8 protein-coding genes are annotated in these 22,681 nt (G+C 61.6%); 5 read left to right on the top strand and 3 right to left on the bottom strand.

Annotated elements, in window-relative coordinates; all coding sequences use genetic code 11:
• Positions 1 to 4: 4 nt before the first annotated feature.
• Entirely contained in the window at positions 5 to 1,633 is a 1,629-nt protein-coding gene (gene pvdP, locus JFT58_RS04945; RefSeq protein ID WP_054897061.1) for a pyoverdine maturation tyrosinase PvdP, read from the bottom strand.
• Between the two features lie 142 nt (positions 1,634 to 1,775).
• Between pvdP and pvdM the strand changes: the two genes are divergently transcribed.
• From pvdM to pvdO, 3 genes are read left to right on the top strand one after another with little or no spacing between them, the layout of a single operon-like run.
• Positions 1,776 to 3,125 (top strand): pyoverdine-tailoring dipeptidase-like protein PvdM, encoded by a 1,350-nt coding sequence (gene pvdM, locus JFT58_RS04950; protein ID WP_054897060.1) that lies wholly within the window; start codon positions 1,776 to 1,778, stop codon positions 3,123 to 3,125.
• 18 nt (positions 3,126 to 3,143) lie between these two features.
• Positions 3,144 to 4,412 (top strand): pyoverdine-tailoring periplasmic protein PvdN, encoded by a 1,269-nt coding sequence (gene pvdN / locus JFT58_RS04955; protein WP_054897059.1) that lies wholly within the window; start codon positions 3,144 to 3,146, stop codon positions 4,410 to 4,412.
• Between the two features lie 29 nt (positions 4,413 to 4,441).
• A complete protein-coding gene (gene pvdO, locus JFT58_RS04960) occupies positions 4,442 to 5,314 on the top strand; it encodes a dihydropyoverdine dehydrogenase (RefSeq protein ID WP_034127738.1) in 873 nt (290 codons plus the stop codon).
• A 123-nt stretch (positions 5,315 to 5,437) separates the two neighbouring features.
• Here the strand turns inward: pvdO and JFT58_RS04965 are convergent, their stop codons facing one another.
• Positions 5,438 to 6,265 (bottom strand): formyltransferase family protein, encoded by an 828-nt coding sequence (locus JFT58_RS04965; RefSeq protein WP_054897058.1) that lies wholly within the window; start codon positions 6,263 to 6,265, stop codon positions 5,438 to 5,440.
• A gap of 201 nt (positions 6,266 to 6,466) precedes the next feature.
• Between JFT58_RS04965 and JFT58_RS04970 the strand changes: the two genes are divergently transcribed.
• Positions 6,467 to 8,119 carry a cyclic peptide export ABC transporter gene (locus JFT58_RS04970; protein ID WP_034127740.1) on the top strand — a complete coding sequence of 551 codons (1,653 nt, stop codon included), beginning with the start codon at positions 6,467 to 6,469 and terminating at the stop codon, positions 8,117 to 8,119.
• Positions 8,120 to 8,237: 118 nt separating this feature from the next.
• Entirely contained in the window at positions 8,238 to 10,679 is a 2,442-nt protein-coding gene (locus JFT58_RS04975) for a TonB-dependent siderophore receptor (RefSeq protein WP_080757696.1), read from the top strand.
• Between the two features lie 145 nt (positions 10,680 to 10,824).
• Here the strand turns inward: JFT58_RS04975 and JFT58_RS04980 are convergent, their stop codons facing one another.
• Positions 10,825 to 22,680 carry a non-ribosomal peptide synthetase gene (locus JFT58_RS04980; protein ID WP_198834306.1) on the bottom strand — a complete coding sequence of 3,952 codons (11,856 nt, stop codon included), beginning with the start codon at positions 22,678 to 22,680 and terminating at the stop codon, positions 10,825 to 10,827.
• Position 22,681 lies beyond the last annotated feature (1 nt).

Below are 22,681 nucleotides of genomic sequence, written 5' to 3' on the forward strand. Positions count from 1 at the left end.
CCTGCTAAGCCTCGCGTTTGAGTTTCAGATGCCGCGCATACCATGGCCGCTGCGGCACACGTTTGAACAGCCCCTTGAGCAGCTCTTCATCGGCACCGAAGGTAATGCGCAGGGCCAGCTTCATGATCTCCGGGTCCATTTCCATCGAGCGCCCCTGTTGCAGCCCCGGCGTGGTGCTGCAGCCGTGGGTGTCCGGGCCCAGCCACGGGTCACCTATTTCCACCCAGCGGCCTGGCGCAAACCAGGCTACGCCGTTGACTTCCAGTCGGCTCACCTCGCCTGGGTTGAAGCGCTCGTGGGCACGAAACCAGTCTTCGATGCGGTCATCGATCCAGCCGTGGAAATGCCAGAACACCGGGTTCACATGGGATGAAAACGGGTCGCCCAGAAAGTCGTTCTCCGGCGCATACCAACGTGCGGCAAAGTCTGCGGGGTCACGGGCGAAGGGGACCGGGGCGCCGTTGGACGGGTCGCGGGGCACCGAGGCCCAGCGCATATGCAGCCAATCGTGCAGGCCCAGCTCCATTTCCGAGCCCAGTTGGCCCAGGGTCAACTTGGCCAGGTAGCGCGGGTCGCGGTATTGGGATTCCCACACCTGGAAGTTGCTGTGGTAGGTCTCGGCCGCCTTGATATCGCTGACCCACTGGGTGTAGTCGGCGTCATCTGGCGCTGACCAACAGGGCGGCAGTGCGAAACCGTCGTGGTTGTCGAAGTAGCGCACAAAGCCCGGGCGATCCCGCTCCAACGGCGGTTGCGGCTCGGGGAATTGCGGCCAGGAGGGCAAGTCCTGCATGGAACGTGCGGTGCCGAGCATGTGGCGGTGCATGAAGAAGAAGTCGATGCCCGAACCATTGCGGTCCTTGCGCTTGCCGCGGGCGTCGCGTTCCTGACCACGGGGCCCCGGTTGCCAGCCGATGCCGCGCAGGGCCTCGCGTTTTTCTTCGGAGAGCTTGTGCCATTGGTCGCGGGTGGCGTGCCACAGTTGGTGAAACAGGCGGTGCTCGGGAGAAATCAGCCAGGCCAGCAAGGTCGGGTTGAGGCCGATGCGCTGGCGGGCTTCGGGGAACAGTTGTTTGTGGGCGATAAAACGGTTGTCGCGTTCGGTCAGCGCCAGGGGCCGCTCAAGGTCGAGGATGTGCCCGCTGAGGGTGGCGCTGCCGGCATTGCCGAAATCGGCCCAGACTTCATCCAAGGTCATCTTGAATTCATAGGCCGGCACGCCGCCGGCTGAATCGCGGTCGATCAAGCGCCAATAGAGCACGGCGCCCTCGCCCGTCAGCACATCACCCAAGACCCGGTAGCGCGGCTCGCCTTCAGCGCGCAGCTGCTCGGCGGTGTCCAGGTAACCGCGCAGGCCACGCCCACGGGGGGCGATGTCGAGCAGCAACTCCAGGCCATGCAGCGGCAGGCCCGCAAGGCCCGCATCGCGGCCTTCCAGGCGCAGGCTCCAGACGCCCCGCAGGGTGTTCGCCAGGTGCTGGCCCTGGGTGTCAGCGAGGTCGACCGTAGCTTCGCCGGGGGTGATAGGAAACTCTTCTTCCCGCGTCAACTCGCGATGGGCATAAAAGGCCGCGGGCACGGCTGCACCGGTCAGCGCCAGGCCTGCGATGAACCCACGTCGAGAGATTGTCATTGGCTACCTTAGGAAACAGCTTGATCAGAGCTAGAACGTTTGCAACCCGATGAAATTTACCGCCCTCCCCCCGCCACCTAAATTTCCCCCGTCATCGCTCGTTCTTCCCTGATAGCAAAGGCCTCAACTGACTGAGATGGCAATGACAAAATCACGTTCGAAAAAGGCGCTGTATATCGGCCTGCCGCTGGCCCTCGCTATCGGCGCCGGGGCTGGCTTGCTGGTCTGGGATCAGTGGTTCAAGGGCAACGCCGGCTACCCGCTGGAGGTGATCAAGCAGGCCAATGAAATGCAGGATCGCCTGTTGTCGTTCGACAGCCACATCACCCTGCCCCTGGATTTCGGCACGGCGGGCAACGAGGCCGACAAGGATGGCAGCGGCCAGTTCGACCTGGCCAAGGCCGCCCGCGGCCGATTGTCGGGCGCCGCGCTGACGATCTTCGGCTGGCCGGAAATCTGGAACGGCGCCAACGCCCCACACAAGCCCACCGACGGTTTTGTCGAAGAGGCCCGGCACGAGCAGGAAGTGCGCTACAAGATCATCTCCGGCATGGTGCGTGACTTTCCCAACCAGGTGGGCATTGCCTACACACCGGACGATATGCGCCGCCTGCACGGCGAAGGCAAGTTCGCGATTTTTATCAGCATGCTCAACGCCTACCCCTTGGGCAATGACCTCAACCAGCTGGACTTGTGGGCCGCACGCGGCATGCGCATGTTCGGGTTCAGCTACATCGGCAATAACGCCTGGTCCGACTCGTCGCGCCCGCTGCCGTTCTTCAATGACTCCACCGATGCCCTCGAGGGCCTGTCGCCTATCGGCCAGCAAGCGGTGCATCGCCTCAATGACCTGGGGGTGATCATCGACGTGTCGCAGATGTCGACCAAGGCCCTGGAGCAAGTCGCGCAGTTGAGCCGCACGCCGATGGTGGCGTCCCACTCGGCGCCACGGGCATCGGTGGACATCCCGCGCAACCTCAGCGACAAGGAGCTGCAACTGATCAAGAACAGCGGCGGCGTGGTGCAAGTGGTGGGTTTCCCCACCTACCTGCGCCCCTTGAGCCAGCCGACCCAGGACAAGCTCAATACCTTGCGCGCACGCTTCGACCTGCCGCCACTGCCCAACCTGGCCATGGCCCTGATGCCCGGCGATGCAATCATTGCCGCCTGGCCCGAGCAACGCTTCGGCCAATACGCCAGCGCGCTGTACGGCATTCTCGAGGAAGAACCCAAGGCCACCCTCAAGGACCTGGGCGACGCCATCGACTACACCGTGCGCAAGATCGGCATCGATCATGTCGGCATTGCCTCGGACTTCAACGACGGCGGCGGCCTCCAGGGCTGGGAGAACGTCGGCGAGGTGCGCAACGTCACTGCCGAACTGATCCAGCGCGGCTACTCCGAAGCCGATATCGCCAAGCTGTGGGGAGGCAACTTCCTGCGGGTGTGGGACCAAGTACAAAAAGCCGCCAAGCCATTGGCCAATCGCTAACCACCACGAAGTAAGTCCATGACCGACCGCCGTACATTTCTCAAGCAGGCCGGCGTCTTTGCCGCGAGCCTGCCGCTGGGCACCGCGTTGCTGCCTCAGGCAGTAGCCGCTGTTACGAACGACCCATGGTCGGGATTGAAGCAACTGTTCAACCAGGACCCCAATTACCTGCACTTTTCCAACTTTCTGGTGGCCTCGCACCCCAGGCCCGTGCGCGAGGCCATCGAACGCTACCGCCAACAGATCGACCGCAACCCTGGCCTGGCCATGGACTGGGACCTGCAGGAAACCTGGAAGCGTGAGGGCCAGGTACGCGAGTGGGCCGGCCGCTACCTGAACGCCACGCCAGCGCAGATCGCCCTCACCGGCAGCACGTCCGAAGGGCTGGCGATGATCTATGGCGGGATCAAGGTGCGCGCCGACCAGGAAATCCTCACCACGGTGCATGAGCATTACGCCACCGCGTTCAGCCTGGACTTCCGGGTACGCAAGGAGCACACCCAGGTTCGCAAGATACGCCTGTTCAAAAACCCCAATCAGGTCTCGGCCGATGAAGTGCTGGGCAACATCCAACGCAACATTCGCCCCAACACCCGCGTGCTGGGCATGACCTGGGTGCAATCCGGCAGCGGCGTAAAACTGCCCATCGGTGAGATCGGCAAGCTGGTGGACGAACACAACCGCAACCGCGACGAGCCGGACCGCCTGCTTTATATCGTCGATGGTGTGCATGGCTTCGGCGTGGAAGACCTCGACTTCCCCGCTATGCACTGCGACTTCTTCATCGCTGGCACCCACAAGTGGATGTTCGGCCCGCGGGGCACCGGCCTGGTGTGCGCCCGCGAGACCGAAAACAAATTCGTCACACCGATGATTCCGACCTTCTCCGAAGACAAAAACTTCGCCACGACCATGACGCCCGGCGGCTATCACGCCTTCGAACATCGCTGGGCCGCCGACGAAGCCTTCAAGCTGCACCTGCAACTGGGCAAGGCGCCGGTGCAGGCACGCATCCATGCCCTCAACACCGAACTCAAGGACCAACTGCTGGCCCACCCGCAGATCGAACTGGTGACACCGCGCAGCCCCGAGCTGTCAGCCGGATTCACCTTCTTTCGGATCAAGAACCGGGACAGCGATGCCGTTGCGGCCTACCTGATGAAAAACCGCGTGGTGGTGGACGCGGTGGACCGTGACGTTGGCCCGGTGATTCGCACCTCGCCGGGCCTGCTTAACAACTCCGATGAGATCCAGCGCTTCATGACCCTGCTGAGCCAGCGGTTATGACCCCTTTTCCCTTTGAACGAGACGCCTCCATGATGCCATCCCGACTCAAACCGCTCACCGCATTGGCACTCACCGCCCTGTGCGGCGCCCTGCTGCCCGGCCTGGCCCAGGCCGCTGCCCCACAACCGGGCAAGGTCTTCAAAGACTGCAAGGACTGCCCGGAAATGGTGGTGCTTCCCGCCGGCACCTTCACCATGGGTACGCCGGACGACGAAGTGGGCCGCGAGCCTGACGAAGGCCCGATGCACGAGGTGACCTTCGCCAAGCCGTTCGCCATGAGCCGCTTCCATGTCACCGCCGGCGAATGGGACAGCTACGTGCGCCAGACCGGGGTCAAGATCGCCAATGGCGACGACCGCCCCGGCCGCGAATGCATCGCCAGCAAGCCGCGCTATCCCCAGGGGCCACGGCAGCCGGCGGTGTGCATGGACATGGACGACATCAAGCAGTACGTGAGCTGGCTGTCGAAGAAGACCGGGCACACGTACCAGATGGTCAGCGAAGCCCAGCGTGAATACGCCGCCCGCGCCGGCACCACCGGCCCGTTCCCCTTCCCGTTCGACGAAGGCAAGGGCTACAGCATCGCCCAGCACGCCAACACCTACGGCCCGGCGGACGGCTACAGCTATTCGTCGCCCGTGGGCAGCTACCCCCCGAATGCCTTTGGCATGTATGACATGCACGGCAATGTGTATGAGCGGGTGGCTGATTGCGAGCATCCGAACTACGTCGGCGCGCCAACTGATGGCAGCGCCTGGGTGGAGCCCAACTGCGAGGCCTACCAGATTCGCGGCAATGACTGGGGCGAGGCGCCGGTGTTTTCACGCTCGGGCAATCGCAACAACATCTACCCGCAGACGCGCGGGGACTGGATCGGCTTTCGGGTCGTGCGCGAGCTCTAATACCTTGTAGGAGCGAGCTCGCTCGCGAAAAACGTCAACGATGACGCGTGCTCTCTGAATAAACGCGGCGTCTGTGAGATTTTCGCGAGCAAGCTCGCTCCTACAGGGTTCGCGCCCGCATGTTCAGCCTTGTTTGGCCAACAGCTCCAAGCCTTCATGCAGCGCCGGGAACAGGCTGTTGTTGAAGTTGTTCCAGCGCAACTCAAGGATGGTGTCTTCGGGCGAAATCTGGGTCTTGAGCACGTCGTGGAATACCTCTCCCGAGTCGATGCCGTTATCCACGTAGTGGAATGACGCACCGGTCCAATACAACGGCTCGCACGCCTGAGTCGCTTTGGTTGCCCAGTCGGTGATCGCCTGCCCACGTGCGCCGTACAGCGCATTCCAGGTGGCGTACGCCCCACGGCGCTCGTAAGGCGACTCGAGACGGGTGATGCCCGGATGAATGTTCATGATGCGCCGCGCAAACGTCGCACCCGGGCGCACCAGTTCGTCGAGGATCACCAGCAAACCATCCAGCACCACGATGTCAGCCTTCAACTCCACTAGGGTGTCATGCAGGCGACGCTCGAAATCCTGCTTGCCGGCGACATGTTCGGCGCTGCCTCGTGGCAGGCGACGATAGGTCGACGGCACGCTGAGCAGCAGGTCGTTGACCAACGTGCCCTGCACACGCAAGTCCGCTGGGTACAGCCACTGGCGACCCGGCTGGTAGGCGAAGCCGTAGTCCGCCACCAACTGCTGGTCCCGCGGGTTGTGCTCATCGTCGTCATACACCACGCCTACGAGGTTGTAAGCCTCGCCCAGCGACGTGTCGTTGAGCGAGCCCACCAGAAACTCCAGCACCGATTTCATATAGCGCTCGTGGTCTTTATAGGCCACCGGCTGCCCCGCCTTGTCGGCGGCGGCATTTCTCAGGGACCAGACATACACCAGGTTCTTTTTAGTCATGTGTTTCGCTCTCGCTCAAAGGGCCACGCACGGCATTGATACACGTGCGCCTACAGAACAAGAACGAACCAGGCCCCGGGCAATTTATCGCTCACTGCCACCGTCCGGCACGCCGCGCTAAATAGTCACGCCACAGCTTCGTTTGTCATGGGTAAGGGTCTGTGTGCCCAGCCCCCTCTTTTCACTTTCCGGGAAGTATTTATGACCGACCCCAAGCGCGGCGCCTTCAAAGGTTTGCTCGCATTGCTCAGGCCCTTTCGCACCATCGTGACGGTCTCCGTCGCCCTTGGCATGGCGGGCGGCCTGGCCATTACCTTGCTGTTGGCGACGATTAACAATGCCCTGCATTCGGCGGGGGGGATGACTCAGGGTGTGGTGTTAACCTTCGCCGCGTTGTGCGTGGTGGCGCTGGTCAGCTCGATCATTTCCGACATCGGCACCAACTACGTCGGGCAACGGATCATTGCCGCCCTGCGCAAGGACCTGGGTGAAAAGGTGCTGTCAGCGCCCATCGGGCAGATCGAGCAATATCGCTCTCACCGCCTGATCCCGGTGCTGACCCACGACGTGGACACCATCAGCGACTTTTCCTTTGCCTTCACGCCCCTGGCCATCGCCGCCACCGTTACCCTGGGATGCCTGGGTTACCTGGCTTACCTGTCCGTGCCGATGTTCCTGATGATGGTGGTCGCAATCATCATCGGCAGCGCCGTGCAATTCATCGCGGGCGGCAAAGGCATCCAGGGCTTCGATCTGGCCCGTAGCCACGAAGATGAATTGCAGCGTTACTACAATGCGATTGCTTCGGGAGCCAAGGAACTGCGCATGCACCGTCCGCGGCGGTTTCGCATGAACACCCACCGCATCCAGGAAACCGCAGACCGCATCAGCGATATCCAGGTGCGTTCAGTCAACATCTATATCCTGGCCAAGACCTTTGGCTCGATGCTGTTCTTCGTGGTCATCGGCCTGGCCCTGGCGATGCAGGCCTACAACCCCAACCCCGACCCCACGGTGATTACCGGCTTCGTGCTGGTACTGCTGTATATGAAAGGCCCGTTGGAGCACCTGCTGGGTTACTTGCCCGTGGTTGGCAAGGCGAAGATTGCCTTCGGGCGCATCAGCGAACTGTCGGAACGTTTTTCTTCGCCCGAGCCCCACTTGTTGATGGACGACAGTGAAGCGCCGAAGCCTGTGGTCAACAGCCTTGAACTGCGCGGCGTCAGCTACAGCCCGCCAGCGGTTGAAGGCAGCCAACCGTTCCACCTGGGGCCGATCAACCTGAGCATCAAGCAAGGCGATATCGTGTTTGTCGTGGGCGAGAATGGTAGCGGCAAGACCACCCTGATCAAGCTGCTGCTGGGCCTGTATCCACCTCAGGCGGGTGAGATCCTGCTCAACGGTACAGCGGTGACCGACCCAGAGCGCGACGATTATCGCCAGTTGTTTACCACCGTGTTTTCCGACTATTACCTGTTCGATGACCTGGTACAAGGCAGCGCCACCCAGTCCCTGGACAGCGCCACCAAATACCTTGAGCGCCTGGAAATCGCGCACAAGGTCAGCGTCAAGGACGGCGTGTTCAGCACCACTGACCTGTCCACCGGCCAACGCAAGCGCCTGGCCCTGGTCAATGCCTGGCTGGAAGAGCGCCCGGTACTGGTGTTCGACGAGTGGGCCGCCGACCAGGACCCGGCCTTCCGCCGCATCTTCTACACCGAGCTGCTGCCGGACCTCAAACGCCTGGGCAAGACCATCATCGTGATCAGCCACGATGATCGTTATTTCGACATCGCCGATCATCTGGTGCGCCTGCGTGCCGGTCAGGTGGTGCATGAGATGGAGCCTGCATGAAGTACCGGAATAATTTTTTCCGGTTTTGCGAAGTAGGAACGTCTCACTAGTGGTAATGAGAACTAACCTCAATAAACACTTAGAATTGCCCACTTAAAACATAGAAGAGAAAGCATCCATGCCAGCACGACTCGGTCTCAGCCCCCTGAGCAAAGCGCTATCCATGCGCCGGGCCCTGAACATCAACCTCTTGCCCAGTGCCTTGGCGTTGGCTGTGTCGATGCCGATTGCAGGCTATGTGCAGGCCCAGGAGATCGAGTTGAATATTCCTGCGCAGTCGCTGGGGAGCGCACTGCAGGAATTTGGCCGCCAGACCAATGTGCAAGTGCTCTACAGCCCGGGCGATGTGCAGGGCAAGAACAGCCCCGCCGTCAAGGGCAAGATGCAGCCGCAGCAGGCCATAGCTGCATTGCTGGCCGGTAGCCAGACTACCTATAACCTCAACGGCAATACCTTGACCGTCACTGCTGCTGGCAGCGGTGGTGGGCTCGAGCTGAGCCCGACGCAAGTGACCGCCAACTACTTGGGCAACGTCACCGAAGGTTCTGGTTCCTACACGCCTGGCACGATTGCCACGGCTACACGTTTGACGTTGACCCCACGGCAAACTCCGCAGTCGATCACCGTGGTGACTCGCCAGCACATCGAGGATTTTGGCCTCAACAACATGGATGACGTGATGCGCCATACGCCGGGCATCACCGTTTCCGCCTACGACTCCGACCGCACCAACTACTATTCCCGTGGTTTTTCGGTCAATAGTTTCCAGTACGACGGTATTCCATCGACTGTGCGTAACGTCGGCTATTCGGCGGGCAACACCCTGAGCGACATGGCGATCTACGACCGTGTTGAAGTCCTCAAGGGCGCTACCGGCCTGCTCAACGGTGCCGGTTCCCTGGGTGCGACCATCAACTTGATCCGCAAGAAGCCAACCGCGGAATTCAAGGGCCATGTGCAATTGGGGGCGGGTTCCTGGGACAACTACCGCAGCGAAGTGGATGTCAGTGGCCCCTTGACCGACAGCGGCAATATCCGTGGCCGTGCGGTGGCTGCGTATCAGGACAAGAAGTCCTTTATGGACCACTACTCGCGCAAGACCGAAACCTACTACGGCATCACCGAGTTCGACCTGTCTCCCGATACCATGCTGACGGTGGGCTTCGATTACCAGGACAACATTCCACAGGGTTCCAGTTGGTCCGGCTCCTTCCCGCTGGTCAACTCCAATGGCAGCATCAACAAAATGCCGCGCTCCTACAACAACGGCACCACCTGGAGCTCGTGGGAGCAAAACACGCGTACCGCCTTTGCCATGCTCGAGCATGACCTGGGCGACGGCTGGGTGACCAAATTCCAGCTCGACCACAAGATCAACGGCTACCACGCCGATCTGGGTTCGATCCAATTCGTCCAGCCGGCAGCCGATGGCACCGCTGAGATCAACGGGCAGAAATACACCGGCGAGACCAAGAGCACCTCGGCCGACCTCTACGCCACCGGCCCTTTCAGCCTGTTTGGCCGCGAGCATGAACTGGTGGTGGGCGGCTCGATCGGCACCTCACGCTGGCAAGGCAAGGGGTACTGGTCGCCGGAATGGCCTGGCGGTAACAAGGTCGATTTCTATAACTGGAACGGCCATATCGCCAAGCCTATCTACGGTCCTGCCCAACAGCACATCGACGACACTATCCGTCAAACCGGGTATTACCTGACCGCGCGTTTCAACGTGATTGACGACCTGAACGTGATCCTGGGTGGGCGCGTGGCCAACTATCACGTGACTGGCAACAACCCTTCCTACAAGGAAACCGGGCGGTTCATTCCTTACGCCGGTGTGATCTACGACCTCAATGACAACTTCTCGGTATACGCCAGCTACACCGATATCTTCCAACCTCAGGAAAGCACCTATAAGGACCGTAACGAGAAGCTGCTGGAGCCAGACGAAGGGCAGAACTACGAGTTGGGCCTGAAAGGCGAGTTTTTCGATGGCCGCCTCAACACCAGCATCGCTTACTTCGAAGTGCATGAGACTAATCGCCCCATCTCGGATGACGCCTACAACAACCAGACACCTGCCCCGAACAACTGGGCGTTCAAGAGCTCCAAGGCCGTCACCAAAGGCTACGAAGCGGAAATTTCCGGTGAGTTGAGCCCAGGCTGGCAACTTCAAGGTGGCTACACCCACAAGATCGTACGAGACGAAGACGACAAGAAACTCTCCACCTTCGAACCCGAGCATCAGGTCAACCTGAACACCACCTACAAACTCAAGGGCGACCTGGACAAGTTCACCATCGGTGGCGGTGTACGCTGGCAGACCAAAGGTTGGAACGAGATCTGGAACGGGCCACTTGAGAAAAACCAGGACATCACCCAGGAGTCCTACTGGTTGGTGGATTTGATGACCCGCTACCAGGTCACCAAGAACCTGTCGGCTACCGTCAACTTCAACAACATCTTCGACAAGTCTTACTACACCAACGTGGGCTTCTATAACTCGGCCGCCTACGGTGAGCCACGTAATGTGATGGTCAGCACGCGCTGGGACTTCTGATTCCACGCGTCGATCGATCAAACGCCCGGTGAGCACCCCATGCTCACCGGGCTTTTTTTTGGGCGTGCAGAGATACTGGCGAAGAGGGATTGGAGCATAAAAAAACCCGGACACTGGATCCGGGTTTTTGTGATTGAGCGGCGGCTTACCTCAACGCCTCTACCAAACTGCTGATAAACACCGCGCTGTCGATAATGCCATCATGATCGGTCTCAATCATCACTGAGCGCTCGATGCGCCCTTGGCTGATCACCGTTGCCATTTGCTGCTCGATCAGGTCCTTGAAGCGCCCTGCCCGGCTCATGGACGCCCACCAACAAGTGACGGGCGCCTTGATCGGCTTGAAGTCAGCTTGCAGCAAACGCTCACTGAGTGCCCGGTCAACGTCCCAGGAAATCTGCGCCTCATTGCCACGCAGTAATTCATCCTTGATCACCGTGAAGGCTTCGCCCAAAGACTGTTCAGCCCAATTCACAAATTCCCGCCATTGTCCCGTTTCATCCTCGCTATCCCGTTGGCATTGCTGCCAGGCGTGTTGGATGGACTCGGCGAACTCAGGAAACATAACCCCCAGCAACGCTGCGCGGCGCTCATTGGCTGAGATCTCGCGAGCGTTCTCGACCACCACTGCGTCCCAATAGGGTTTGACCCATTGCGGCGGCGCAGCGTCGATCCAGCCGACAAACTCCACTTCTCGGCCGGCTTGCTCCAGGCCGTAGGCGACCTCCATCGCCAGGTTGCCGCCCAATGACCAGCCACCCACGCGGAACGCGCCTTCGGGTTGGGCCACCAACAATTGCGCGGTGTAGTCTTCGACCATTACCTGCCATTGCGGCACCGTGGCGCCCTCTTCGGCCAAGGCACGACACATGACCCCGAACACCGGGCGCTGCTCGCGCAAGGCCAGGGCAATCGCGGTGTAGCAATGCACCGAGCCGAAGCTTGGGTGGAACAGGAACAACGGCGTGCCTTGCGTCTGCTGGTTGAGCTTGACGATCAACGAAGACCGGCTATTGCCCTGCAGGCATTTGACCTGTCCCGCCACAGTAGGGTTAAGCATCAGTTGGCTGACAGACAGGTTCACGCCGCTGACCTTGCGAATTCGCTCCTTGAGCATCAACACTCGCAATGAATGGCCACCGAGCTCGAAGAAGTTGTCGTTGAGCCCTACGCGCTCCACCTCCAGCACCTCGCTCCAGACCGCTGCGATTTGCTGCTCGATCTCGCTAACGGGCGCCTGGTATTGCGCGGCACCGTGAGCCTCTGGCTTGGGCAACGCCTTACGGTCCAGCTTGCCGTTCGGGCTCAACGGCATCTGCGCCAGTACCACCCACTGCGCCGGGACCATGTAGTCGGGCAACTGCTCGGCCAGGTGTGCAACCACCCCTGCCTTCCACTCTTCAAGGGGCTGTTGCAGCACCAGGTAACCCACTAGGTGGGTACCGTCCACCGCCAGCACCGCGGCTTCGCGGACATTGTCGAGCTCCAGCAGGCGCGCTTCGATTTCGCCCAACTCTATGCGCAGGCCGCGCAGTTTGACCTGGTGATCGATGCGCCCGGCATATTCAATCACGCCATCGTCGCGATAACGCGCCAGGTCACCGGTGCGATACAGACGTGTGCCGCTGCCGAACGGGTCGGTCACAAACCGCTCGGCGGTAAGTGCCGCACGGCGGTGATAACCCCGCGCCAAGCCAATACCGCCCAAATACAGTTCGCCCAGCACACCCACTGGTGCAGGTTCCAGGTTGTCGTCCAGCACGTAGCAGCCCAGGTTGGCAATGGGTCGGCCAATGGGTATGGCGTCGCGACCTTCCTCGACACAGGTCCAATGGGTTACGTCGATAGCGGCTTCGGTAGAGCCGTACAGGTTGTACAAGCCGGCGTGGGGCAATTTGACGAACACCTGTTGCTGGGCATCCGCAGGCAACGCCTCCCCACTGCAAACGATGTGTTGCAGGCTCTGGCATGAAGTAACCGCCGCGTCTTGCAAGAACGCTTGCAACATGGAAGGCACGAAATGCAAGGTGGTGACCTGTTGCTCGTTGATCAGCCGTACCAGCCTGGCTGGATCACGATGATCGCCCGGTGCCGCCACTACCAGACGCGCGCCGGTCATCAGCGGCCAGAAAAACTCCCACACCGACACGTCAAAGCTGAACGGAGTTTTCTGCAACACGCTGTCGTGCGGCGTGAGCCCATATGCCTGTTGCATCCAGCACAGGCGGTTGGTCAGCGCGATATGGCGGTTGCCAGCGCCCTTGGGCTGACCGGTGGAGCCGGAGGTGTAGATCACATAGGCAAGGCTTTCGCCGTGCACCGGGATATTCGGGTTGTGGCTGCTGAAGGTTTCCAGCCAAGTATCGCCACATTCCAGCACCAGGGTTTGTACACCGGCGGGAACCGGCAGTTGCGCCAGTAGATGAGCCTGGGTCAACAGCAGTTGCACACCACTGTCCTGCAGCATGTAGGCCAGGCGATCACGAGGATACTCGGGGTCCAGCGGCACATAAGCGCCACCGGCCTTGAGCACCGCCAACAGGCCAACTACCATCTCCACCGAGCGCTCTGCCGCCAGCCCCACCAACACATCCGGGCCAACCCCGGCCGCCATCAAGCGATGCGCCAGGCGATTGGCCCGGGCGTTCAACGCGCTGTAACTCAAGGCTTGCCCCGCGAAAATCAAGGCAGGTGCATCCGGTGTACGCAGCACCTGAGCCTCGATCAGCGTGTGGACCGCTTGATCCAGCGGGTAATCCACCGCAGTCGCATTCCAATCATGCAATACCCACTGCCGCTCGGCCTGCGCCACTGAGGGCAACGCGCCAAGGCGTTGACTGCCGTCGCTGGCCAGGGCCAGCAGCAACTGCTGGAAGTGCTCGGCCAAGCGCTGGATATGCGCGCCGCTGAAAGCGTGGCGGGAGTAATTGAACTCCAAGCCCAGTGTCTGGCCAATAGCCAACAACACGGTCAATGGATAGTGGGTCTGTTCCAGGCTGTGCACTGCGCCAAAACGCAGCCCCGACGGTGCGCCCTGCTCCAGCGCCTCGGACACCGGGTAGTTCTCGAACACCAGGATACTGTCGAACAGCGCCTCTCCACCCAGCCCGGCCCAACGCTGGATCTCGAACAGCGGCGTGTGTTCATGCTCACGCAAGCCAACGTTCTGTTGCTGAAGTTGCTCCAGCCAATGGCTGACCGACATTTGCGCATCCGGCGTCGCCACCACCGGCAGCGTGTTAATGAACAAGCCGACCTGCTGTTCAATCCCACGCAGTTCCGCCGGACGCCCTGCTACCGTGGCGCCGAATGCTACGGTGGCTTGCCCGGTGTGGTGATGCAACAGCAACAACCAGGCGCCTTGCACCAGGGTATTGAGGGTCACCTTGTGACGTTGGGCGAAGGCTTTGAGGTGTTCGGTTTGCGCAGCATCCAGGCTCAAGCGATGCTCGCCATTCACCGCCTGGGCCGCATCCACCTCAGTCTCTATGGCATCGGCCAGGCGCGTGGGCGCCTGCAAGTTGACCAGTTGCGCCTGCCAGAACGCCTGGCTGACGGCTTTGTCCTGTGCCTGCAGCCAGGCGATGTAGTCGCGGTACCGCCCGGTAGGCGCTGGCAGCGGCTCACCGGCATACTGTTGCAACACCTCGCCGAACAGCTGCGAACCACTCCAGCCATCCATCAAAATGTGGTGATTGGTGTAGATCAGGTGGTAGCTCGTCGCCCCCGTGCGTACTAGCGTCAAGCTCAACAGCGGTGCCTGCTCCAGGACAAAACCCTGGGTGCGTGCCGACTCGGCCAGCTCATCCAGGGCCTGGTTGCAGTCCTTACGGGTCTGCCAATCCAACGCCATAAACGGCAGGCGCACCTGCTTGTAGACCACCTGCAAAGGCTGTTCAAGTTCCGCCTGCCAGACAAAACCGCTACGCAGGATCTCGTGGCGTTGCACCGCCACCTGCCAGGCCTGGTGGAAGCGCGCCACATCCAGGCCCTGCACATCAATGCGCATCTGGTTGATGTAGTCACCCGAACCTTCGCCGTACAGCGATTGGAACAGCATGCCTTGCTGCATGGGTGACAATGGGTACAGGTCTTCGACCTCAGCCACGTTCAGTGCCAAGCCATCCAACTGGTCCTGGGACAACCGCGCCAACGGGAAGTCCGACGGCGTCACGCCCTGATGCGCCGACTCACAACAATGATCAATCAGAGCCTTGAGTTCCAAGGCATAGTCGTCGGCCAAGCATTTGACGGTTGCTTCACCGAACATCGCCTGGCTGAAACTCCAGTTCAACTTCAGCTCGCCACCATAGACCTGACCGTTGATTTCCAGCCAGTTGCCCAAAGGTGCCTGCGGGCTTTGCTCGGCACCGCTGGCATCAGCGGTCGGCGTGAACAGTCCTGGCTGTTCGCCGCTGTCGAAGCTGGCATCGAACTGCCCCAGATAGTTGAAGGTGATACGTGGCTGCGGCAAGGCCGCCAACGCCTGTTGCGTTGCGGCATTACCCAGGTAACGCAGGGCACCGAACCCCAGGCCCTTGTCGGGTACGGCTCGCAGCTGCTCCTTGATGCGCTTGAGGGAAGCAGCCAGGGAATCGGCCGGTACCAGTTGCACGGGGTAAAGGCTGGTGAACCAACCGACAGTGCGAGTCAGATCGATGTCATCGAACAGATCTTCGCGGCCATGACCTTCAAGCCGGATCAACGTCGAAGCCTCGCCGCTCCAGCGCGTAATAACTCGCGCCAGGGCAGTCAACAGCAGGTCATTGATCTGGGTGCGATAGGCACTCGGCGCGTCGTGCAGCAAGCGCCGAGTATAGGTGGCATCCAGGTGTGTGCTCACACTCAGGGCCAGTTGGTTGCTCAGGCTCGCCTGTGGATCGGCGCCCGGCAAGCCGACCGGACTGCCCTGCAATTGCGCCTGCCACCAAGCCAGCTCGTGTTGTAACGCCGGGCTGTGGGCGTAGGTCTGCAGGCGAGCAGCCCAGGCGCGGGTGGCGCTGGTCTTGGCTGGCAGTGTCACAGGGGCGCCTTGGGCCAGTTGCTGATACGTGCTTTGCAAGTCTTCAAGCAGGATGCGCCACGACACACCGTCCACCACCAAATGATGGATCACCAGCAACAAGCGCTGTGAACCGTCGGCCAACTGCGCCAACACCGCACGCAATAACGGGCCTGCGCCTAAGTCGAGACTGCGTTGGGCCTCTTCGCCCAAAGCCTCAAGTTCTTCGACGCTGTTCAATGTGGTTTGCCATAGCACTTGTTCAGCCTGGTGCTGATCCGGACCACGGTAGGCCGCGCTCCAGCCCTGTGCGCCCTCGACAAAGGTGCTGCGCAAGGCATCGTGATGCACGATCAACGCCTGCAGTGCGGCCAACAACAGCGGTACCTGCAACGGCTGGTGCGGTTGCAGCACCGCAGATTGGTTCCAGTGATGACGCTGGGGAATCTCATCGGCAAAAAAACTGTGTTGCACCGGCAACAACAGCAAATCGCCAGTCAGCGGCGACTGATCCATCTGCACCACACCGTCGCCTTCCCTCGCGACCGTCGCCAGGCTCTGCACCGTCTGATGCTGGAACAACTCCTTGGGCGTGAAACGCACACCCGCCTGGCGGGCGCGGCTGACCAGTTGAATCGAAATGATCGAATCGCCGCCCAGCTCGAAGAAATTATCATGCAGGCCCACCTGTGGCAGGCGTAGCACATCGGACCAGATCGCGGCGATCTTCTGCTCCAACTCGCTCTCGGGCGCCACATACACCTGCTGCATCTGGCTCACATCCGGCAGCGGCAACCCCTTGCGGTCGAGCTTGCCGTTGGGGGTCAGCGGCATACGCTCAAGGAACATCAAATGCGTCGGCACCATGTAGTCCGGCAAGCGGGTTTTCAAGGCGCGCCGCAAGGTTTCGCGACCGTTTGATTGAGCGACAGCATCACCCAGGAGCGTCGGGTCCAGTGGTACGACATAGGCCACCAGTTGTTTGCCGGTCGGCCCCTCCTGGGCCACCACCACGGTTTCACCGACACTGGCTTGCTCACGCAAGCGCGCTTCGATTTCCCCCAGTTCGATACGGAAACCGCGGATCTTCACCTGATGATCGACACGCCCCAGGTAATCCACTACGCCATCCGGACGCCCGCGGGTCAGGTCGCCGCTGCGATATACGCGACTGCCGGGCTTGCCGAACGGGTCCGGCACGAAGCGTTCGGCGGTTAACGCCGGACGCTCCAGATAACCCCGGGCCACGCCCTCGCCGCCCAGGTACAACTCGCCGGCTACGCCGATGGGTTGCAGGTTCAGTTGCGCATCCAACACGTAGCCACTGCGGTTACCCAACAAAGTGCCGATGGGCGCGTAGACGGCGCCACATAGGTCGCCCTTGCGTGCCTTCCACAACAGCGGTGTGACCACGGTTTCCGTCGGGCCGTAGCCGTTGAACAGGTACTTGGGTTTCAGCGCGCGCCACGCCAGGTCATAGCTGGCCTGGGCCACCGCATCACCGCCAAAGCAGTACACCCGCACCGCCGGCGGGTTGCCGTCGCGCTCGGCATGTTCGGCCAACTGTTGCAGGTACACCGGTGGGAACACCGCCATGGTCACGTTATGGCGATGCATCTGCTCGTAGGTGTATTCCGGCAGCCACAGGCTGTCGTCACGGATCAACACGCTGGCGCCGTTGATCAGCGGGTGCATCCAGCCTTCGTGGGAGCCGTCGAAAGCGAACGACATGAAGTGCAGCTCGCAATCGGCCGGCGAGGTTTCATAGCGCTCGCCGGTAGCGATGATATGCGCCACGAGCGGGCCGTGTGACACCGCCACGCCCTTGGGCAAACCGGTGGAACCGGAGGTGTAGATCACGTAGGCGAGGTTGTCGCCGTCCAGCGCCACAGTCGGGGCCGTATCGCTGTAATCCGACCAGGCTTGCACCTGATCCACCGCCAAGGCGTCGAGGCCGTCCGGGATCGGCAACCGGTGTTGCACGGCCGAATGGGTCAACAGCAATTTCGAGCGGCTGTCTTGCATCATGTACAGCAGGCGATCACGTGGGTATTCGATATCCAGCGGCACATACACACCGCCGGCTTTCATCACCGCCAGGAACGCCACCATGATTTCGGCACTGCGCGGCATGGCGATGGCCACCCGCACTTCCGGGCCGACGCCACGAGCGATCAGGGCATGGGCCAGGCGGTTGGCCTGGCGATCCAGTTCGCCGTAGCTCAGGGTTTGCGCGTCGAACTTCACCGCCACCGCCGTCGGGTTTGCCCGGGCGCGATCGGCAAACAGTTGATGCACCAGGCGCTCGGCCGAAAAGCCAGACTCCGTGCGGTTCCACAGTTGCAGGATCTGTTGTTGTTCGGTCGCGTCCAGCAAGCTTAACTGGCTGAGCTGCTGCCGTGGGTTGGCGACCATACCTTGCAGCAGGTTCTGCCAGTGACGCGCCATGCGTTGCACGGTGCTGGCTTCGAACAGGTCCTGGGCATAACCCAAGGTGGCCCATATACCTTCGGTGGACTCCTGAATATCCAGGTCCAGGTCGAAATGTGCGGTCTTGCTGTCCCAGTCCAGCCCTTCTACCCGCAGCCCTGGCAATTGGTGCTGAACCTGAGCCTGGCCGACGTCAGTCTGATGATTGAACATGACCTGGAACAGCGGGTTGTGGCTCAGGCTACGCTCAGGTTGCAGGGCTTCCACCAGTTGTTCGAACGGCAAATCCTGGTGGGCCTGGGCTTGCAGGGCGCGTTGCCGAACGTGCTGCAGCAACTGCTCGACACTCATTTGCCCATGCACATCCGCCTTGAGCACCTGGGTGTTGACGAAGAAGCCAATCAAGCGCTCGGTCTCGCTGCGATTGCGGTTGGCAATCGGCACGCCGACACGTATTTCTTCCTGGCCGCTGTAGCGGTGCAACAAGGTCTGGAACGATGCCAGCAACAACATGAACAGGGTCACGCCCTGCTGGTGGGCCAAAGCCTTGAGCCCCTGGGTGAGTTCGGGCGCCAGCTCGAACGCCAGGCGCGCGCCGCGGTGGCTCTGCACAGCCGGGCGCTGGTGATCGAACGGTAACTCCAGCACGCTCTGCTCACCGCCCAACAGTTCACGCCAGTAGGCCAGTTGACGTTGCTTCTCACCGGCGTCCATCCAGCTGCGCTGCCATACGGCGTAGTCGGCATACTGGATCGGCAGCGCCGGCAACTGCACGTCCTGGCCTTGGCTGTAACCGGCATACAACTGCACCAGTTCCTCGACCACCAACTGCATCGACCAACCATCGGAGACGATGTGATGCTGCACCAACACCAACACATGCTCGTCGGCGGCCAGGCGCAACAGCGTGACGCGCAGCAACGGGCCTTGTTGCAGGTCGAACGGATGGGCGATCAGCGCTTGCACCCTGGCTTTGAGCTGGGCGTCATCGACATCAGCCTGGGTGATCGGCAAGGACATTGGCGGCTCAATCACTTGCACCGCGCCGTCGTGATCCTGGCGGATATGGGTGCGCAGGCTTTCATGACGCGCCAGTAAGCTATCGAAACTGCGTTGCAACGCAGCCAGGTCCAATTGCCCTTTCAGGCGCAGCGCGCTGGGAATGTGATACGCCGCGCTGTGGGGTTCCAGTTGCCAGAGAAACCATTGTCGCTCCTGGGCGTAAGACAGTGGCAACGGCTGGACACGCCCGGCTGGCAGTAGGGCCGGCGCCGTTGGCAATGTGCTCTCCTGGGTTTGCAAGGCCGCGACAAACGCCTCCAGCCGCGGGTGTTCGAACACGGCTTTGAGCGGCACTTCCAGGCTCAGGGTCTGGCGGATGCGTGACACCACCTGCATTGCCAACAGGGAATGCCCTCCCAGTTCGAAGAAGTGCTGGTTCAAGCCCACCCGTTCGGCCCCCAGAATAGCCGCCCAGATCGCCGCCACCTGTTGTTGCAACGAGGTGACCGGCGCTCGCCAATCCTGTTGTTCCACGCTGGCATCTGGCTTGGGCAGCGCCTGGCGATCCAGCTTGCCGTTGGGGTTGAGCGGCATGCGGTCGAGGAAGATCAGGTGCGCCGGCACCATGTAGTCCGGCAGGTGGTCGCGCAAGGTGGCCATCAGCTGTTCGCTCACCTCGGCGCGCTCGGTTTCAGACAGCGTCTGCGCAGGCACCAGGTAGGCCAGCAGTTGGTTGTCGGCAGCCAGCAACAGCGCTTCACGCACGCTGTCCTGGGCCAGCAGCACGGTTTCGATCTCACCCAGTTCTATGCGAAAGCCACGGACCTTGACCTGGTGATCGACCCGCCCGACATATTCCACCACACCATCGGCGCGATAACGCGCCAGGTCGCCGGTGCGGTACAGGCGCTCGCCGGATGGGCTGAACGGATCAGCGACAAAGCGCTCGGCGGTCAGGCCTGGCCGTTGCAAATACGCACGGGCCAAGCCATTGGCGCTGGCGATATAGAGTTCACCCACGGCGCCCAGCGGTAGCAGGTTCAGGTCACGGTCCAGCACATACAGGCCACGCCCTGGCAGCGCCCGGCCAATGGGGCTGGCACCGCCGGCGCCGACGGCGCTCGGGTCAGTGCAGTCCAGCACGCTGGAAACCACGGTGGCCTCGGTAGGCCCGTAGGTATTGAGCAAGCGCACATGGCCGAGCCCGGCGCGCTGCCACAATAGTGGGCCGTCCAACGGCATGGCTTCGCCGCCGATATGGATCTGGCGCAAAGCACCATAGGTCCTTGGGCCTGCTGCCAGGCAATCTTGCAGGAACAGCTTCCAGTAGGCCGTGGGCAAGTCGGCCAGGGTAATGCCCTGGGCGATGATCTGCCGATACAGCTCGGCACCGTCCCATAACTGCGGGCCACGCAGTACCACGGTGGCGCCGAGGGTCAGGGCTGGATATAGCTGCTCGACGAAACCGTCGAAGTTCAAGGTGGCAAACTGCAGCACTCGGTCCTGGGCAACCAGCTGCGAGTAATCCGCCGCGATGCCAGCAAACTCACTCAGTGCAGCCTGGCTGATGGCAACCCCCTTGGGCTTGCCTGTGGAGCCGGAGGTGTAGATCACATACGCAAGGCTCTGGGGCTCGACATCAACCGGTAAATTACTGTCGGCACACAACGCCAACTGCGCCTGGACCAGGTCGATGTCCACCGCCAGCACCCGGGCCGGCAACGGCAGACGCCCATGCAGGTGGGATTGGGTCAACACCAGGCCCACACCACTGTCCTCAAGCATATGCGCCAGGCGTTCGCGGGGGTACTCAGGGTCCAGCGGCACATAGGCCGCTCCTGTCTTGAGCACCGCGAGCAAGCTGACCACCATGGAAAAAGAGCGCTCCACGGCGATCCCCACCAGCCCTTGGGGGCCGACGCCCTGGGCCAGCAGGTAATGCGCCAGGCGGTTGGCCTGACGGTTCAGTTCTCCGTAGCTGAGGGCCTGCTCATCCAGGGCCAGGGCCTGACGTTCCGGCTGCTGATCAGCCTGGGCTTCAAACAGCCGGTGCACAGCCTCAAAGGGGGTGACACCAGCCGGGGTGTTCCAGTCCTGGAGCATCCTGTGTTGCTCAGCGGCACCCACCATCGGCAGCTCGCAGAGGCGGCTGCGGGGTGCACTCACCACCGCCTGCAGCAGGTACTGCCAATGTTGCGCCAAGCGCTCGATGGTGGCGGCATCGAACAGGTCGGTGGCGTAGGTCAGCGCGGCCCAAAGCCCGTCGGCGGATTCATGGGTGTCCAGGCTCAGGTCAAAATGGGTGGTCTGGCTGTCCCAGTCCAGTTCCACCACACGCAGGCCCGGCAACTGTTGGCCTTCGCGGCCGCCCTGGGCCTCGGTCTGGTGGTTGAACATCACCTGGAACAACGGGTTATGGCTCAAGCTGCGTTCAGGCTGCAATGCCACCACCAGTTGCTCGAACGGCAGGTCCTGATGAGCCTGGGCCTCGAGGGCGCGGCGTTTGGTTTGTTGCAGCAGCTCGGCAAAGCTCATCTGCCCGTCAAGGTCAGCCTTGAGTACCTGGGTGTTGACGAAGAAGCCGATCAGCCGCTCGGTTTCGACGCGGTTACGGTTGGCGTTCGGCACGCCAATGCGGATATCCGACTGCCCGCTGTAGCGATACAACAGGGCTTGGAACGACGCCAGCAGTAGCATGAACGCGGTCACGCCCTCTTGCTGCGCCAGGCGCTTGAGGCCCGCCACCAACGTCGGTTGCAGATGCACCTGCAGGCTTGCACCGCGATGGCTTTGCTGCGCCGGGCGCGGGCGGTCAAGCGGCAATTCCAGCACCGGTTGCTCGCCGCCCAGCAGGGCCTGCCAATACGAGAGTTGGCGCGCCTGTTCCCCGGCTTCCATCCAGCCGCGTTGCCACAGCGCGTAGTCGGCGTACTGGATCGGCAGTTCCGGGAGTTGCAGGTCATGGCCCTGGCTATGGGCGGCGTAGAGCTGCACCAGTTCCTCCACCATCACCTGCATCGACCAGCCATCGGAGACGATGTGGTGCTGCACCATCACCAGCACATGCTCATCCTCGGCCAGTTGCAACAGCGTCACACGCAACAACGGCGCCTGGTGCAAATCGAACGGCCGCGCCACCTCCTCTTCCACCCGCGCCATCAACTGCGCTTGGTCGACATGCGCCTGCTGGATCTGCACCCGCGCCTGCGGCATCACTGCCTGCCACAGACGTTCATCGTCCTCGACCAATTGCGTGCGCAAGCTTTCATGCCGGGCCAGCAGGCTGTCGAAACTGCGTTGTAACGCTGCCAGGTCCAAGTGCCCGTGCAAACGCAGGGCGCCAGGGATGTGGTAGGCGGTACTGTCCTTGTCCAGTTGCCAGAGGAACCACTGGCGTTCCTGGGCGTAAGACAACGTCGGTGTGTCGCTGTCGTGGCGGGTGGGAGCAATCGGCAGTTGAGCGAAACTCATGCCCCGGCTTTGCAGGCGCTGGTAAAACTGCTGGCGCTGCTCCAGAGGCAAGCGAAGAAAGCGCGACACCAGGTCGGTATTAGGGTTGGAAAGCATG

The sequence above is a fragment of the Pseudomonas sp. MF6767 genome, from assembly GCF_016405475.1.
GTDB classification, from domain to species: Bacteria; Pseudomonadota; Gammaproteobacteria; order Pseudomonadales; family Pseudomonadaceae; genus Aquipseudomonas; species Aquipseudomonas paracarnis.

Coding starts and splice junctions, on each gene's coding strand:
- pvdP (WP_054897061.1), bottom strand. CDS start 1,633: ATGACAATCTCTCGACGTGGGTTCATCGCAGGCCTGGCGCTGACCGGT.
- pvdM (WP_054897060.1), top strand. CDS start 1,776: ATGACAAAATCACGTTCGAAAAAGGCGCTGTATATCGGCCTGCCGCTG.
- pvdN (WP_054897059.1), top strand. CDS start 3,144: ATGACCGACCGCCGTACATTTCTCAAGCAGGCCGGCGTCTTTGCCGCG.
- pvdO (WP_034127738.1), top strand. CDS start 4,442: ATGATGCCATCCCGACTCAAACCGCTCACCGCATTGGCACTCACCGCC.
- JFT58_RS04965 (WP_054897058.1), bottom strand. CDS start 6,265: ATGACTAAAAAGAACCTGGTGTATGTCTGGTCCCTGAGAAATGCCGCC.
- JFT58_RS04970 (WP_034127740.1), top strand. CDS start 6,467: ATGACCGACCCCAAGCGCGGCGCCTTCAAAGGTTTGCTCGCATTGCTC.
- JFT58_RS04975 (WP_080757696.1), top strand. CDS start 8,238: ATGCCAGCACGACTCGGTCTCAGCCCCCTGAGCAAAGCGCTATCCATG.
- JFT58_RS04980 (WP_198834306.1), bottom strand. CDS start 22,680: ATGCTTTCCAACCCTAATACCGACCTGGTGTCGCGCTTTCTTCGCTTG.